Source organism: Azospirillum sp. Sh1, assembly GCF_008365135.1.
Classification (GTDB): domain Bacteria; phylum Pseudomonadota; class Alphaproteobacteria; order Azospirillales; family Azospirillaceae; genus Azospirillum; species Azospirillum oryzae.
Genome location: NZ_VTTK01000006.1, coordinates 12,344 through 27,907 on the forward strand (window position 1 = coordinate 12,344; position 15,564 = coordinate 27,907).

The 15,564-nt window shown below is 66.1% G+C and carries 12 protein-coding genes; 4 read left to right on the forward strand and 8 right to left on the reverse strand.

The annotated features are described in order from the left end of the window. The first annotated feature begins 69 nt into the window (after positions 1 to 69). On the forward strand, positions 70 to 1,593 hold the full coding sequence (locus tag FZ029_RS08360) for a mannitol dehydrogenase family protein (RefSeq protein ID WP_149268842.1): 1,524 nt from the start codon (positions 70 to 72) through the stop codon (positions 1,591 to 1,593). 53 nt (positions 1,594 to 1,646) lie between these two features. After that, a complete protein-coding gene (gene uxuA / locus FZ029_RS08365) occupies positions 1,647 to 2,837 on the forward strand; it encodes a mannonate dehydratase (RefSeq protein WP_149268843.1) in 1,191 nt (396 codons plus the stop codon). A gap of 72 nt (positions 2,838 to 2,909) precedes the next feature. On the opposite strand, the gene FZ029_RS08370 is transcribed toward uxuA, so the two are convergent. The 8 genes from FZ029_RS08370 to urtA form a co-directional block, all read right to left on the reverse strand. Further along, on the reverse strand, positions 2,910 to 3,854 hold the full coding sequence (locus FZ029_RS08370; RefSeq protein ID WP_149268844.1) for a 3-hydroxyacyl-CoA dehydrogenase NAD-binding domain-containing protein: 945 nt from the start codon (positions 3,852 to 3,854) through the stop codon (positions 2,910 to 2,912). A 224-nt stretch (positions 3,855 to 4,078) separates the two neighbouring features. Beyond that, entirely contained in the window at positions 4,079 to 4,426 is a 348-nt protein-coding gene (locus FZ029_RS08375; protein ID WP_149268845.1) for a zinc ribbon domain-containing protein, read from the reverse strand. A gap of 24 nt (positions 4,427 to 4,450) precedes the next feature. Continuing rightward, on the reverse strand, positions 4,451 to 5,683 hold the full coding sequence (gene fmdA / locus FZ029_RS08380; protein WP_149268846.1) for a formamidase: 1,233 nt from the start codon (positions 5,681 to 5,683) through the stop codon (positions 4,451 to 4,453). A gap of 54 nt (positions 5,684 to 5,737) precedes the next feature. Continuing rightward, complete coding sequence (urtE, locus tag FZ029_RS08385; protein WP_149268847.1) at positions 5,738 to 6,427, reverse strand: urea ABC transporter ATP-binding subunit UrtE; 690 nt, start codon at positions 6,425 to 6,427, stop codon at positions 5,738 to 5,740. Between the two features lie 15 nt (positions 6,428 to 6,442). Further along, entirely contained in the window at positions 6,443 to 7,189 is a 747-nt protein-coding gene (urtD, locus tag FZ029_RS08390; RefSeq protein ID WP_149268848.1) for an urea ABC transporter ATP-binding protein UrtD, read from the reverse strand. Between the two features lie 15 nt (positions 7,190 to 7,204). After that, complete coding sequence (gene urtC, locus FZ029_RS08395; protein ID WP_149268849.1) at positions 7,205 to 8,371, reverse strand: urea ABC transporter permease subunit UrtC; 1,167 nt, start codon at positions 8,369 to 8,371, stop codon at positions 7,205 to 7,207. Between the two features lie 13 nt (positions 8,372 to 8,384). Further along, complete coding sequence (urtB, locus tag FZ029_RS08400; protein ID WP_149268850.1) at positions 8,385 to 9,311, reverse strand: urea ABC transporter permease subunit UrtB; 927 nt, start codon at positions 9,309 to 9,311, stop codon at positions 8,385 to 8,387. Between the two features lie 171 nt (positions 9,312 to 9,482). After that, positions 9,483 to 10,757, reverse strand: a complete 1,275-nt coding sequence (gene urtA, locus FZ029_RS08405) for an urea ABC transporter substrate-binding protein (RefSeq protein ID WP_149201778.1) — start codon at positions 10,755 to 10,757, stop codon at positions 9,483 to 9,485. A 419-nt stretch (positions 10,758 to 11,176) separates the two neighbouring features. Here urtA and FZ029_RS08410 point away from each other — a divergent pair, with 419 nt between their 5' ends. Further along, complete coding sequence (locus FZ029_RS08410) at positions 11,177 to 14,620, forward strand: ATP-binding protein (RefSeq protein ID WP_149268969.1); 3,444 nt, start codon at positions 11,177 to 11,179, stop codon at positions 14,618 to 14,620. Further along, the gene (locus tag FZ029_RS08415; protein WP_149268851.1) at positions 14,589 to 15,527 is read left to right on the forward strand and encodes a response regulator transcription factor; all 939 of its coding nucleotides are present in this window, start codon (positions 14,589 to 14,591) and stop codon (positions 15,525 to 15,527) included. Before FZ029_RS08410 ends, FZ029_RS08415 begins: the two co-directional genes overlap by 32 nt. The last annotated feature ends 37 nt before the right edge of the window (positions 15,528 to 15,564 follow it).

Genomic DNA, 15,564 nt, shown 5'->3' on the forward strand with positions numbered 1-15,564 from the left:
GCCACCCGCACTGCCCCCAGGGGCAGCGGACAGGGGGACCGCAGCGACCGCCGCGAACCGGAGCCCATCATGCCCGACGCGAACACCGCCCTGCTGGCGGCCCGTCCTTCACGAACCCGCCTATCCACCGACAACCTCGACCGCTTGGCCCCGGCCATCGAGCGTCCCGCCTACGACCGCGCCGCGGTGACGCCGGGCATCGTCCATATCGGCCTCGGCGCCTTCTGCCGCGCCCATCTCGCCACCTACACCGACGACGTGCTGGCGACCGGCGACCGGAGCTGGGGCATCGTCGGCGTCGATCCGCTTTCCCCGGCGATCCGCGACGCGCTGAAGCCGCAGGATTGCCTCTACACCCTGCTGGTGCGCGAGGAGAACCGCGACCGGCTGCGCGTTGTCGGCTCTTTCCTCGACGCGCTGGCGACCGACGACCAGCTGGACGAGGTGCTGGCCCTGATGGCGAAGCCGGAAATCCGGATCGTCACCCTGACGGTCACGGAAAAGGGCTATTGCCAGGACGCCGCCACCGGTTCGCTGGACGAAGCGCATCCGCTGATCCGCGCCGACCTTGCCGACCCCGCCAACCCGCGCAGCGTCCCCGGCCTGCTGGCGGAAGCGATCCGCCGCCGCCGCGCCGCCGGGGTGCCGCCATTCACCGTGCTGGTCTGCGACAACCTCGCCCAGAACGGCATCAAGGTGCGCGGCATCGTCGTGCGCTATGCCGAGTTGCGCGATCCGGAGCTTGCCGCCTACATCGCCGGGCAGGTCAGCTTCCCCTGCACGATGGTCGACCGCATCACCCCAGCCACCCAGGACGCCGACCGCGCCACGGTGGAGGAAGCGACCGGCTGCGCCGATGCATGGCCGGTGGTGAGCGAGCCGTTCAAGCAGTGGGTGATCGAGGACCGCTTTCCGCTCGGCCGCCCGGCCTGGGAAAAGGCCGGTGCCATCCTGGTCGAGGACGTCCACCCGTTCGAGCTGATGAAGCTGCGCTGCCTGAACGGTGCCCATTCGCTGCTGGCCTACCTGTCGGTGATCGCCGGGATCGAGACCATCGCCGACGCCATGGCCGACCCGCAGTTGCCGGCCGTCATGCGCCGTCTGTGGAAATTCGACCTCATCCCGACGCTGCCGCCGGTGCCGGGAACCGACATCCCCGCCTACACCGAGGCGCTGGAGGCGCGTTTCCGCAATCCCGGCATCCGTCACCGCACCATCCAGATCTCCTCCGACGGCTCGCAGAAGCTGCCGCCGCGCCTGCTGGAGCCAGCGCGAGAGCTGTTCGCCGCCGGCAAGGCACCGGCGGTGATCCCGCTGGCCGTCGCCGCCTGGATGCGCTTCCTGCTGGAAAAGGACGAGGCCGGCAACACCTACACGGTCGCCGACCCGATGGCGGCGGTGCTGACCCGCGTCGCCCGCGCCAACAGCGGCGATGCCGGCGCGCTGGCGGCGGCCCTGTTCGCCATCGAGGACATCTTCGCACCCGAACTGGTGGCCGAAACCGCCTTCCGCAATGAGGTCGTCCGCCATCTGGACAGCCTGATGAACGCAGGTGTGCAGCAGACGCTGACCGCCTTCCTCGCCACCCCATGACTTTCGGCGGCCATCAACCCCGCCAACGCACCCGAATTTGAAAGGACCCCATCATGCAGGAAACCTGGCGCTGGTTCGGCCCAGACGATCCCGTCACTCTGGAAAAGGCCCGTCAGGCCGGTGCGACCGGCATCGTCACGGCGCTGCACCACATGAATCAGGGCAGCGTCTGGACGCCTGAGGAAATCCAGAAGCGTCGCGCCATGATCGAGGCCGCCGGCCTGACCTGGGCGGTGGTGGAAAGCATCGGCGTCGGCGAGGAGATCAAGACCCGCACCGGCGACTTCCGCACCAAGATCGACAATTACAAGCAGTCGATCCGCAATGTAGCCCGCGCCGGCATCCCGGTGATCTGCTACAACTTCATGGTCATCACCGACTGGAGCCGGACCAACCTGATGCACCGGCTGCCGAACGGTGGCTATGCGTTGCGCTACGACAGCGTCGATTTCGCCGCCTACGACCTGTTCGTGCTCAAGCGCCGCAATGCGGAGGCCAGCTACGACCCCGCCCACATCGCCGCCGCCAAGGCGCGGTTCGAGGCGATGACGGTGGAGCAGGTCGCCGAATTGGAACGCAACCTGATCGACTGGCTGCCGGCCCGCGACTTCGCTTATGACCGCGACAGCTTCCGCGGCATGCTGGAGCTTTACCAGGAGATCGGCGTGGAGGATCTGCGCGCCAACCTGATCGAGTTCCTGCGCGAGATCACGCCGGTCGCCGAGGAAGAGGGGGTGCGGCTGTGCATCCACCCCGACGACCCGTCCTTCCCCATCTTCGGGTTGCCGCGCGTCATGTCCACCGCCGAGGATGTCCGGGCGCTGTTCGACGCCGTACCGCAGGAGGCCTGTGGCCTGACCCTGTGCACGGGCTCCTTCGGGTCCAACCCGAAGAACGATCTGGTGGCGATGGCGAAGGAGTTCGCCCCGCGCATCCATTTCGTCCATCTGCGCAACACCACGCACGAGCCCGACGGCTCCTTCTACGAGGCCGACCATCTCGGCGGCGACACCGACCTGATCGGCGTGGCCGCGGCGATGATCGACGAGGAGGCCCGCCGCAAGGAGATCGGCCGTGCCGACGCCCAGATCCCGATGCGCCCCGACCACGGCCATCTGCTGGGCGACGACATCGGACAGACGATGAACCCCGGCTATTCCTTCGTCGGGCGTTTGAAGGGTCTGGCCGAACTGCGCGGCGTTATGCGCACCATCGAAGCCTTCCGCGAAAAGCGGGTGGCGTGACCGGTGGCGGGGCCGCTCTCCAGTGCGGGGCGAGGGGCCCCGCCATCCGGGCGCGGATGGTCGTCTCCGCAGTCATGCGCTCTCTCCCTCCCCGGCCTTCCGCCGGGCGGCCAGGGCCAGCATCAGCCCGCGGTCGCGCTCGACCTCCAGCGTGGCGACGGAGCGGCCGGCGGCTTCCCGTGCGATGCCGTCGACAAGCAGCCGGCAGACTTCTGGCGTCAGGCTCGGGGTACCGAGAGTCGCCCAGCGCCGTTCCTGGCTCGGCCCGAGATGGTCGAGGTAATGGGCGATGCCGCCGGGCCCGCCGCCCAGGTGATAGGCCATGTGGGCGCCGATCACCGACCAGCGCAGGCCGGGACCATGCACGAGCGCGGCATCGACGTCGGCGACATCGGCGATGCCCTCCGCGACGATGTTCACCGCCTCACGCCACAGGGCGGAGGCCAGACGGTTGGCGATGTGGCCCACCGCATCCTTCTTCAGCGCCACCGTCACGCGGCCGATGCCGCGGTAGAAGGTCTCGGCCCGGCCCAGCGTCTCCGCATCGCCGGCGAACAGTTCGACCAGCGGCATCAGATGCGGCGGATTGAAGGGATGGGCCGTGATGAAACGGTCACGCCGCGCCACGCCCGCCGCCAGATCGGTCCAGGTCAGCGAAGAGGTGCTGCTGGCGATCACCGCGTCGGGCGCAGCCGCAGCCTCGACCTCGGCATAGAGCGCATGCTTGATGGCGGTCTTCTCGGGCGCGTTCTCCTGAATCCACGCGGCGCCCCGGACAGCCTCGGCGACCGATGACGCGACGGCCAGGCGGCCCGGCCGGTCCGCCGTGGCCCCGAGCGCCCGCAATTGCCCGAGCAGGGGCTCCACGCGTTCCGGCAGGGCGGCCAGCACGCCGCCGTCGGGATCCCAGGCGACCACATCCAGCCCATGGGCCAGAAACAGCGCCGACCAGCTCTGCCCGATCAGCCCGCAGCCAAGAACAGCAACGGACGAGATCGGCAGCGGGGATGACGGCATTGGAAACTCTCCTGCGCGGTGATGTCGGATATGGAAACGCGGTGCGGCCGGAGCTGGACTTCGCCCATCCCCCGCATCACTATGATGCATCATACAGCAAAAGCCTGCAGGAGAAAAAACGGGCTGGAACCGGGCGACGCCGTGTGGGAGCGTCGCCCGGTTCCAACCCGTTCTTCATGGCCGTCTTTTCGACCGGCGCGCTTCGGCTTCACCGCCCCGATGCGTCAGTGGCTGATCATCCATGGCCTTGCGGTGGGGAAGCCCTTGGCACCGTCCGCGGTCCGCTGCACCGACCGCCCCTTCTTGCCACCGCCGCAACACCCACAGCCGGGGCCGTGCTTGTGCGCCGGCCCAACCTCCGACAACAGTTTCGGCCGGTCGGCGCTGCGTTCGTTGGTGGAATGCGCCGCCCGGGTCGCGGCCGACAGGGTGGAGAAGGCCGGCGCCATGCGGATCACCCGCCGCGACGGAGTCTCGCACCAGGGGCAGGGTTGCGGCAGGCTGCTTTCCGCCATCGGCCGCATTTCGGTGAAGTCGCCGCATGTCGGGCATTCATAGTCGTACATCGGCATGGCGTGGCCTCCTTCCTCTGGCGGTTACACGCGGTCCGGTGCGATGGGCATGTCGATGTCGCCGCTGATGAACTTCGTCGGCCCGTCGGCGTTCGGGCTGATGTCGAAGTCGAAGATCTGCGTCGGCAGGAACAGGGTGGCGCAAGCGTTGGGCACATCGACGACGCCGCTGATGTGGCCCTGCACCGGTGCCGTGCCGAGGATCGAATAGGCCTGGGCGCCGGAATAGCCGAACTTCTTCAGATATTCGATGGCGTTCAGGCAGGCTTGGCGATAGGCGACATGGACGTCGAGATAATGCTGCTCGCCCGCCTCGTCGACCGAGATGCCCTCGAAGATCAGATAGTCGTTGTAGGTCGGGACGATCGGGCTCGGCTTGAAAATCGGGTTCTTGATGCCGTATTTCGCCATGCCGTCCTTGATCAGGTTCACCTTCAGATGCGCCCAGCCCGCCATCTCGATGGCGCCGCAGAAGGTGATCTCGCCGTCGCCCTGGCTGAAATGCAGGTCGCCCATCGACAGGCCGGCACCCTTCACATAGACCGGGAAATAGATGCGCGAGCCGCGCGACAAATCCTTGATATCGCAGTTGCCGCCATGCTCGCGCGGCGGCACGGTGCGGGCGCCCTCCGCCGCCGCCTTGTCGCGGGCATCGCCCTTCAGCCGGCCCATATGGGCGGTCGGCGCATAGGGCGGGTTGGCGAGGCCGGGCACGCGGGTCGGGTCGGTGTCGATCAGCGCCTGCTCGCGCTTGTTCCACTTGGCAAGCAGGTCGTGCGACGGCAGGCAGCCGATCAGGCCGGGGTGGATCAGCCCGGCAAAGCGCACGCCGGGAATATGGCGCGACTTGGTGAACATGCCTTCGAAATCCCAAATAGATTTCTGGGCCAGCGGGAAATGCTCGGTCAGGAAGCCGCCGCCATTCTGCTTGGAAAAGAAGCCGTTGAAGCCCCATTGCTGCTGCGGGAAGGCGCCGATGTCCAGCAGGTCGACGACCAGCAGGTCGCCCGGCTCCGCCCCCTCGACCCCGACCGGACCGCTGAGGAAATGCACCTGGCTGAGGTCGACGTCGCGCACGTCGGCGGCATCGTCGTCGTTTTTGATCTGGCCGCCGGTCCAGTCGTAGCATTCCAGGATGAAATCATCGCCCGGCTTCACCGTCACCGCCATCGGGATATCCGGGTGCCAGCGGTTGTGGATCATGTCGTTTTCATAGGGAGTCTGTGACAGATCGACCTTGATCAGGGTGTCAGCCATGGGTTGCTCTTCCTTTTTGTGGACTGATTTCAAGGGAGTGGGAGTAGCGGCGCATCACACCGACAGCAGCCGGGCGACCTTGGCCTCGTCGATGGCGCCGCGGCTGTCCTCGTGGACGATCTCGCCGTTCTCGATCACCAGCACCCGGTCGGCGATGTCGAGCGCGAAGCTCAGCACCTGTTCCGACACGATGATGCTCAGCCCCTTCTCGTCGCGAATGCGGCGGAGCGTGCGGGCCATCTCACGGATGATCGACGGCTGGATGCCTTCGGTCGGCTCGTCCAGCAGCAGAACCTTGGGCTTGGTCGCCAGCGCGCGGGCGATGGCGAGCTGCTGCTGCTGGCCGCCCGACAGGTTGCCGCCACGCCGGCCCTTCATCTCCAGCAGCACCGGGAACAGCTCGTAGAGATCGCCGGGAACACTGCGCCCGCCATGCACGGTCAGGCCGGTCTCTATGTTCTCCTGCACCGTCATGGTCGGGAAGATCATGCGGCCCTGCGGCACATAGGCGACGCCCTTCGCCACCCGCTCGTAGCTTTTCAGGCTGGTGATCTCGCTCTCGCCGATGCGGATGGCGCCGGAGCGCGCCGGCACGATCCCCATCAGCGACTTCATCAGCGTGGTCTTGCCCATGCCGTTGCGGCCCATGATGGCGACGATCTCATTGGGAGCGACCGTGAAGTCCAGCCCGTGCAGGACCTCGCTCTCGCCGTAGGACACGCGGAGTTGATTGACGGACAGCATCTGTTGATCCCCCGCTCAATGGCCCAGATAGACTTCGACGACCTTGGGATCGGTCTTCACCCGCTCCATGCTGCCTTCCGACAGGATCCTGCCCTGGTGCAGCACGGTGACGCGGTGGGCGATGTCCTCGACGAACTTCATGTCGTGCTCGATCACCAGCACCGAGCGGTTCCGAATGATGCGGTTCAGCAGTTCGGCGGTCTTCTTGCGCTCGTTGACGCTCATGCCGGCCACCGGCTCGTCCAGCATCAGCAGTTCGGGGTCCTGGATCAGCAGCATGCCGATCTCCAGCCACTGCTTCTGCCCGTGGCTGAGATACTCGGCGCGCTGGTCGAGATGGTCGGCCAGGAAGATCATCTCGGCGATCTCCCCCACTCGGTCGCGCACCGCGGCATCGCGTTTGAAGGCGAGCGCGCCGAACACCGTGCGGCCACGCGGGTAGGAGATCTCCAGATTCTCGAACACCGTCAGGTCGTCGTAGATCGACGGGTTCTGGAACTTGCGCCCGACGCCGGCCTTGACGATCTGGTGCTCCTTCATTGCCGTCAGTTCCCGATTGCGGAACTTGATGGAGCCGCCGGACGCCTTGGTCCGCCCGCAGATGAGGTCGAGCACCGTGGTCTTGCCGGCACCGTTCGGGCCGATGATGACGTGGATTTCGTTGCTGTCGACGTAGAAGGACAGGTCGTTGACCGCCTTGAACCCGTCGAAGGACACGGTCAGCCCTTCGACCGCCAGCAGGTAATCGGTGGGGTTTGCCATGGGATCCGTCCCTCCTCAGTCGGCGGCGGTGTGGGGCGGGATGATCGGCGCGCCGGCGGCGGCTCCGTCCGACCGGCGGGCGGTCAGCCGGCGCAGATGTGGGGCGATGAATTGCTGGTAGAGGCCGGCCAGCCCGTTGGGGAACACCATCACCACGCCGATGAATAGCGCGCCCATGGCGAACAGCCACAGCTCCGGAAAGCTTTCCGACAGCATCGTCTTGGCCCAATTGACCAGCAGCGTGCCGTACACCGCGCCCAGAAGCGACAGCCGCCCGCCGACGGCGCAATAGATCACCATCTCGATCGACGGCACGATGCCGACGAAGGACGGCGACATGAAGCCGACCTGCAGCGTGAACATCGCCCCGCCAACCGCCGACAGCGCCGCGGCGAAGCAGAAGACGAAGATCTTGAAGTTGGCGACGTCGTAGCCGGAGAAGCGGACCCGGTCCTCCTTGTCGCGCAGCGCCACCAGGATGCGGCCCAGCTTGGAGCGGCGGACGTAGAGGCACAGCAGCAGGCAGCCGATCAGCAGAGCGGCGTTGACGAAATACAGCACCAGCTTCGCCTCGTCGGTGCGGATGTCCCACCCCTTCAGCGTTCGCAGGTCGGTGATGCCGTTGATGCCGCCGGTGTAGCCCTGCTGGCCGACGATCAGGATGGTCAGGATGGCGGCGAAGGCCTGGGTGATGATGGCGAAATAGACGCCGCCGACCCGCCGCTTGAACATCGCCAGCCCGACAACGAAGGCCAGCACCGCCGGGACCGCCACCACCGCGACGATGGAGAAGGATAGGCTGTGGAACGGCTCCCAGAACCAGGGCAGCGCCTTCAGCTGGTTCCAGTCCATGAAATCGGGGATGCCCGGCGTGGACTGGATCTTGGTCGCTTCGGGGCTGGAGGCCTCCAGCTTCAGGAACATCGCCATGCAATAGCCGCCGATTCCGAAGAAGATGCCCTGCCCCAGCGACAGGATGCCGGCGCTGCCCCAGCACAGCACGAGGCCGAGCGCCACGAAGGCATAGGTCAGGTATTTGCCGACCATGTTCAGCCGGAAGATGTCGAGGCCGAGCGGCAGGACGATCACCAGCAGGGCGGCCAGCAGCAGGATGCCCGCGATGTCGCCGTCGATGCGCCAGAAACTGCGCCCGAGAAGGTTGCTTTGAGGGGTGCGCGTCATGGTGATTGTCTCCTCAGCGGCGGACTTTGAGGACGAACAGGCCCTGCGGGCGCAGCATCAGGATCACGACGACGGTCAGCAGGGTCAGGACCTTGGCGGTCGAACCACTGAGGAAGAACTCCATCGTCGACTGCGCCTGGCTGATGGTGAAGGCGGACGCGATGGTGCCGATCAGGCTCTGGGCGCCGCCGAACACCACCACCAGGAAAGTGTCGACGATGTAGAGCTGGCCCGATGTCGGGCCGGTGGAGCCCACCATGGTGAAGGCGCTGCCGGCCACCCCGGCGATGCCGCAGCCGAGCCCGAAGGTGTAGCGGTCGACCTTCTCGGTGTTGATGCCGACGGCGCCGGCCATCACCCGGTTCTGCATCACCGCACGCACGCCCTGTCCCCAGCGCGAACGGAACATGACGGCGTAAATCACGATGGTGATAGCCATGGTCAGCGCCATGACGAACAGGCCGTTGATCGGCACCTCGATGGTGTCGGTGACGGCGACCGATCCCATCAGCCAGTCGGGCAGCACCACGCCGACCTCGCGCGCGCCAAAGACGGAACGAAAGACCTGCTGCAGGATCAGGCTCAACCCCCAGGTCGCCAGCAGCGTGTCGAGCGGACGGCGGTAGAGGAAGCGGATCATCCCCCATTCCACCAGCATGCCCAGCGCCCCGCTGGCGACGAAGGCCAGCGCCATGGCGATGAAGAAATAAGCCGGGAAAAGCGCCGGCGCGTAACTGGAAATGAAATTCGAGCAGAGATAGGTCACATAGGCGCCGAGGATCATGAATTCCCCGTGCGCCATATTGATGACGCCCATCTGCCCGAAGATGATGGCGAGGCCAAGCGCCATCAGCACGAAAACGGAAAACAGGATGAGTCCGGCAAATCCCTGCATGGCAAAGATCGACCCGAGCTCGGCCAGGCTGTAGCCCTCGAACATGATGGGTACTCCTGTGCGGTGATGCGGCGGAGTGCGGAAGCGAATGCCCCCTCCCTAACCCTCCCCCTCTTCGAGGGAGAGGGAACTGCCGCCGCCTCGCAAATCACCCCCTCTCCCGCGATAGCGGGGGAGGGTCGGGGAGGGGGCATCGAAGCCGACGCCCACCGCCCCTTACTGGTAGCCCTTCGGGAACGGGTTCGGCTCGATCAGGTCGGCGGTCTCATAGACCATGTCGAACTGCCCGTCGGTGCGGGCGCGGCCGACGCGGGTCTTGCTCCACAGGTGATGGTTCTCGTGGATACGGACATAGCCTTCCGGCGCGCCGGTGAACTCGATGCCGGGGGAGGCGGCGGCGATCTTGTCGATGTCGAAGCTCTTCGCCTTCTCCGCCGTCAGCTTCCACAGCCAGGGGCCGAGATAGGCGGCCTGGGTCACGTCGCCGATGACGCTTTCCCCGCCCCACATCTTCTTGAAGGCGGCGACGAACTTCTCGTTGTTCGGATTCTTCAGCGACTGGAAATACTTCATGCAGGCATAGGCGCCGGCGATGTTCTCGCCGCCGATGCCCAGCATCTCGTCCTCGGTGACGGAGATGGTCATCAGCGTCTGCTTGTTCAGGTCGATGCCGGCGGCCTTCAACTGCTTGTAGAAGGCGACGTTCGACCCGCCGACGACCGAGGCGTAGATCACGTCCGGCTTGGTCAGCTTGATCTTGTTGATGACCGAGTTGAACTGGGTGTGGCCCAGCGGGAAATACTCCTCGCCGACCACCTTCTGCCCGTGCATCTCGATGTGCTTGCGGGCGATCTTGTTGGAGGTACGCGGCCAGATGTAATCGGAGCCGATCAGGAAGAAGGTCTTGGCCTTCTTCTCATTCGACACCCAGTCCAGACCGGCCAGGATCTGCTGCGTCGCTTCCTGTCCGGTGTAGATGACGTTCTTCGACTGCTCCAGCCCCTCATAGAAGGTCGGATAATAGAGCATGCCGTTATACTGCTCGAACACCGGCAGAACCGCCTTGCGCGAGGCCGAGGTCCAGCAGCCGAACACCGCCGCCACCTTGTCCTCGACCAGCAGCTTGCGCGCCTTCTCGGCGAAGGTCGGCCAGTCGCTGGCGCCGTCCTCCTGGATCACCTCGATCTTGCGGCCCAGCACGCCGCCCATTTCGTTGATCTGGGCGATGGCCAGCTTTTCGGCCTGCACCGAGCCGGTTTCGGAGATCGCCATGGTGCCGGTGGTGGAATGCAGGATGCCGACCTTCACCGTGCCGTCGGTGACCGCCAGCTTCGTGGTGTTGACCGCATCGGTCGGCAGCGCCTGGGCCAGCGCGCCGCGCGGCAGCAGCGCCACGGCCGGCAAAGCCGCCATGCCAAGGAGGAGCTTGCGGCGGAGCGGCGACGGAACGCCGCCGATGGTCTTGTCCGCATCCATCTTGTCAGAGGACATGAAACCTCCTGATGTTGGCCATTGTCGCCTTGCAAATGCCGTCCGCGATCCGGATGCGGCCTTTTTGAAAGGCGGTATTTTTTGGGGGGAGTTGGCGGAGCGATCCGCGACTGGACGAGCCGATGGTTGGCCGAACTGTGCGGCGCAGCAATACGTGGATTTGCGTATAGGGGTGCCGGAGCGCAAATCGCTATAAACTTGCGGCAGTCTGAAATCGGCTCACCACTCGCAACCACCCAGCGGCGAGTTGAACACGCGTGTTTTCTCGCAGAATACGCCGGTGCTTTGGCTTTATTGTTCGACGGCTTTATTCCTGACAGACTGACGGAGGAACCGGCTTTACTATGGAAGCGCCACGGAAACGGAATCTACGGACTGTACGTAACACCAACTGATTTTCAGGAGGGCGAATGGGGCCGATGGCAGGGCGCCAGAGGGTGGTCGCGGTGCGGCGGACCTACAACAGGTGGGTCGCCAACCAGACGCTGGAGGATTACGCGCTGCGCTTCACCGCGCGGAAGGCGCGGCGCTGGTCGCCGACGCGCGTTGCCAACACGGCACTCGGTTCGATCTCCTTCCTGGCGCTGGAGGCCATAGGCGGGGCGATCACGCTGAATTACGGCTTCACCAACGCGCTGTTCGCCATCCTGGCCGGCGCCGTCCTGATCTTCGCCAGCGCGCTGCCCATCAGCTACTACGCCAGCAAATACGGCGTGGACATGGATCTGCTGACCCGCGGCGCCGGCTTCGGCTATATCGGCTCCACCATCACCTCGCTGATCTACGCCTCCTTCACCTTCATCTTCTTCGCCATCGAAGCGGCGATCATGGCGACGGCGCTGGAGATGGTGTTCGGCCTGCCGCTGGCCGCCGGCTATGTCGTCAGTTCGCTTCTGGTGATCCCGCTGGTCGCCTACGGCTTCACCGTCATCAGCCGCATCCAGCTGTGGACGCAGCCCTTGTGGCTGGCCCTGCACACCCTGCCCTTCCTGTTCATCGCCATCCAGGACAGCGACGCCTTCACCGCCTGGACCCGCTTCTCCGGCCGGGCAGCGGAGACGGGTGACGGCGGCTTCGACCTGATGCTGTTCGGTGCGGCGGCATCGGTGGTGTTCTCGCTGCTGGCGCAGATCGGCGAGCAGGTCGATTTTATCCGCTTCCTGCCCTACGACCCCGGCGCGACGGGCCGCAAAAAGCTGGGCTGGTGGGCGGCGCTGGTGGCGGCCGGGCCGGGCTGGATCGTCATCGGCACGATCAAGCTTCTGCTGGGCTCCTTCCTGGTGGTGCTGGCGCTGCAGAACGCCGTTCCGTTGGAGTTGGCGGCGGAGCCGACACGGATGTATCTGGTCGCCTTCCAGTATGTGACGCCGTCGCCGCAGCTGGCGCTGGGCCTCACCGGCCTGTTCGTCGTGCTGTCGCAGCTGAAGATCAACGTCACCAACACCTATGCCGGCTCGATCGCGTGGTCGAACTTCTTCTCGCGACTGACCCACAGCCATCCCGGCCGGGTGGTGTGGGTGGTGTTCAACGTCGTCATCGGCCTGATGCTGATGGAACTGGGCATCTACAAGACGCTGGAACCGGTGCTGGGCCTCTATTCCAGCGTCGCCGCCTCGTGGATCGGCGCGCTGGTCGCCGATCTGGTGGTGAACAAGCCGCTGGGATTCAGCCCGCGCCATGTCGAGTTCAAGCGCGCCCACCTCTATGACATCAACCCCGTCGGCGTCGGCGCCATGCTGCTGGCGACGGTGCTGTCGATGCTGGCCTTCCTGGGTGCGCTGGGACCGACGCTGAAGGTCTGCGCGCCCTTCCTCGCCTTCGCCACCGCCTTCGCCGCGGCGCCCGCCATCGCCTGGGCGACCCGCGGCCACTACTACATCGCCCGCCGCCCCTTCGACAGCTGGAACGGCGAGGAGGCGATCCGCTGCCGCATCTGCCAGCATGCCTTCGAACCGGACGACATGGCCTTCTGCCCGGTCTATGCCGGTGCGATCTGCTCGCTCTGCTGTTCGCTGGACGCCCGCTGCGGCGACGGCTGCAAGCGCGACGCCCGGCTCGGCGTGCAGCTGCGCCACGCGCTCGACGCCGTCCTGCCGGCGAAGGCCGCGACGGCGCTGAAGGCGCGGTTCGGCCATTATCTGGCGGTGCTGCTGATGCTGGGGCTGGCGGTCGGCGCCGTGCTGTCACTGGTCTATGTCGAGGTCGCCTCGGTCAATGCCGAGGCGCAGGCTCTGATCCGCAGCACGCTGTGGAAGGTCTTCTTCATCCTGATGATCGTCGCCGGCGTCGCCACCTGGCTGTTCGTGCTGGCCCGCGAAAGCCGCAAGGTGGCTCAGGAGGAAACGCGCAAGCAGACCGACCTGCTGATGCAGGAGATCGAGGCGCACGAACGCACCGACGCCCAGCTTCAGAAGGCCAAGGAGGCGTCGGAAGCGGCCAACCTCGCCAAGAGCCGCTATCTGGTCGGCATCGGCCACGAGTTCCGCACGCCCTTGAGCGCCATCTTCGGCTATTCGCAGATGCTGGAGCGCGATCCGGCCATGCCGCCGCACCGCATCGACGCCGTCCGCGTCATCCGGCGCAGTGCGGAACACCTGTCCGGCCTGCTCGACGGGCTGCTCGACGTGTCGAAGATCGAAAGCGGCCGGCTGCAGCTGAACCGGGGTGAGGTGCGTTTCGGCGATCTGCTTGACCAGCTGGTCGGTATGTTCCGGCTGCAGGCGGCAGGCAAGGGCATCGCCTTCCGCTTCGAGGCGCCGGAGGACCTGCCGCCGGTCGTCTTCACCGACGAAGGCCGCATCCGCCAGATCCTGATCAACCTGCTGTCCAACGCCATCAAATTCACCGACAGCGGAACCGTCAGCCTGCGCGTGCGCCACCGCAGCCAGATCGCCGAGTTCGAGGTGGAGGACACTGGCCCCGGCATCGCCGCCGGCGATCTCGACCGCATCTTCGAACCCTTCGAACGCGGATCGGCCGCCAATCCGATGGTGCCCGGCATGGGCCTTGGCCTCACCATCACCAAGCTGCTGACCGAGGTGATGGGGGGCGAGATCACCGTGACCAGCACGCCCGGCAAGGGCAGCCTGTTCCGGGTGCGGCTGATGATGTCGGCGGCGATGCTGTCCACCGCCGCCGCTCAGCCCGACCATCCGATCCGCGGCTATCGCGGGCCGCGTATAACCGTGCTGGTCACCGACGACGACCTCGCCCACCGCAACCTGCTGGGCGATCTGCTGACCGAGATGGGCTTCACCGTGTTCAAGGCGACCGACGGCCAGAGCTGCCTCGCCCTGGCGGAACTGCACCGGCCCGACATCCTGCTGCTCGACATCTCCATGCCCGGCATGAACGGGCTGGAGGTGGCGCGGCACCTGCGCGCCACCGGCCACGGCGACACCACCATCATCCTGGTGTCGGCCGACACGCGGGAGGACCGCTCCGCCCCCGTTCCCGGCCAGCCGCATGACGGCTTCGTCGCCAAGCCTGTGTCGATCCCGAAGCTGCTGGCCTGCATCGGCCGGCTGCGCGGCATCGAGTGGGAATACGAGACGCCAGCCGGCACCGACGACGGCCCGCCGGTCTTCACCGCGTCGGAATTGCCGTCGCAGAACCACATCGCCGAACTGATCCATCTCGGCCGCATCGGCTATGTCCGCGGCATGCAGGCCAAGCTGGCGGAGATCGCCGCCGCCCATCCGGAGCTGGATCGCTTCGTCGGCCGTATGCGCACGCTCGTCAGCAATTACGACCTGAACCAGTATATGGCCGCGCTGGAGGCGGTTTACCGCGATGACAGCCATGATGAAGCCAGCTATGACGAATCGGGCCATGACGATGAAATCCGCAACCAGACCGCGTGACGTCGTCCTCGTCGTCGACGATTCGCCCGAAGCCCTCAGCTTCCTGACCGACGCGCTGGAGGAGGCCGGGGTGACCGTGCTGGTGGCGCTGGACGGCCGCAAGGCGCTGGCGCTGCTGGAGCAGGTGACGCCCGACGTCATCCTGATGGACGCCATCATGCCGGGGCTGGACGGCTTCGAGACCTGCCGCCAGCTGAAGCGTAACAGTCAGGTCGCGCATGTTCCGGTCATCTTCATGACCGGCCTGACGGAAACCAAACATATCCTGAAGGGCTTCGCCGCCGGCGGGGTGGATTACGTCACCAAGCCCATCGTCGCCGAAACCCTGATCGCCCGCATGTACGCCCATCTCGCCAACGCCCGCGTGGCGCAGAGCACGCGGGCGGCGCTGGACGTCACCGGCCGCACCCTGCTGGCCGCCAACCACAAGGGCGAGGTTCTGTGGTGCACGCCGCAAACCACCCGCATGTTGGAGGCGGCCTTCGGCGATGACACGGGAAGCGGCGTGTCCCTGCCGGAGGAGGCGCGGCGCTGGCTGGCGGAGCGTCAGGCCGGCGGCGCCACGCGCAAAGCCGACAGCGTGGTGCTCGCCACCCTTGCCGACGGCCGCCGCCTGCGCCTCAGCCCGGTCGGGCAGACCGGCCCCGACGAGATCCTGTTGCAACTGGCGGAGGAGTCGGATGCCGGCGAGGACAGACAGTTGAAGGACAAGCTGTCCCTGACACCGCGGGAAGCCGAGGTGCTGATGTGGGTCGCCAACGGCAAGCCCAATCGCGACATCGCCGAAATCCTCGGCCTCAGCCCACGCACGGTCGACAAGCATCTGGAGCAGATCTATTCGAAGCTCGGCGTTGAGAACCGGGCGGCAGCGGCCGCGATGGCGGTGCGCGCGCTGAACGGCCGGTAGACAGGATCAGGATCACCGTGCGGCATGATCCGAACGG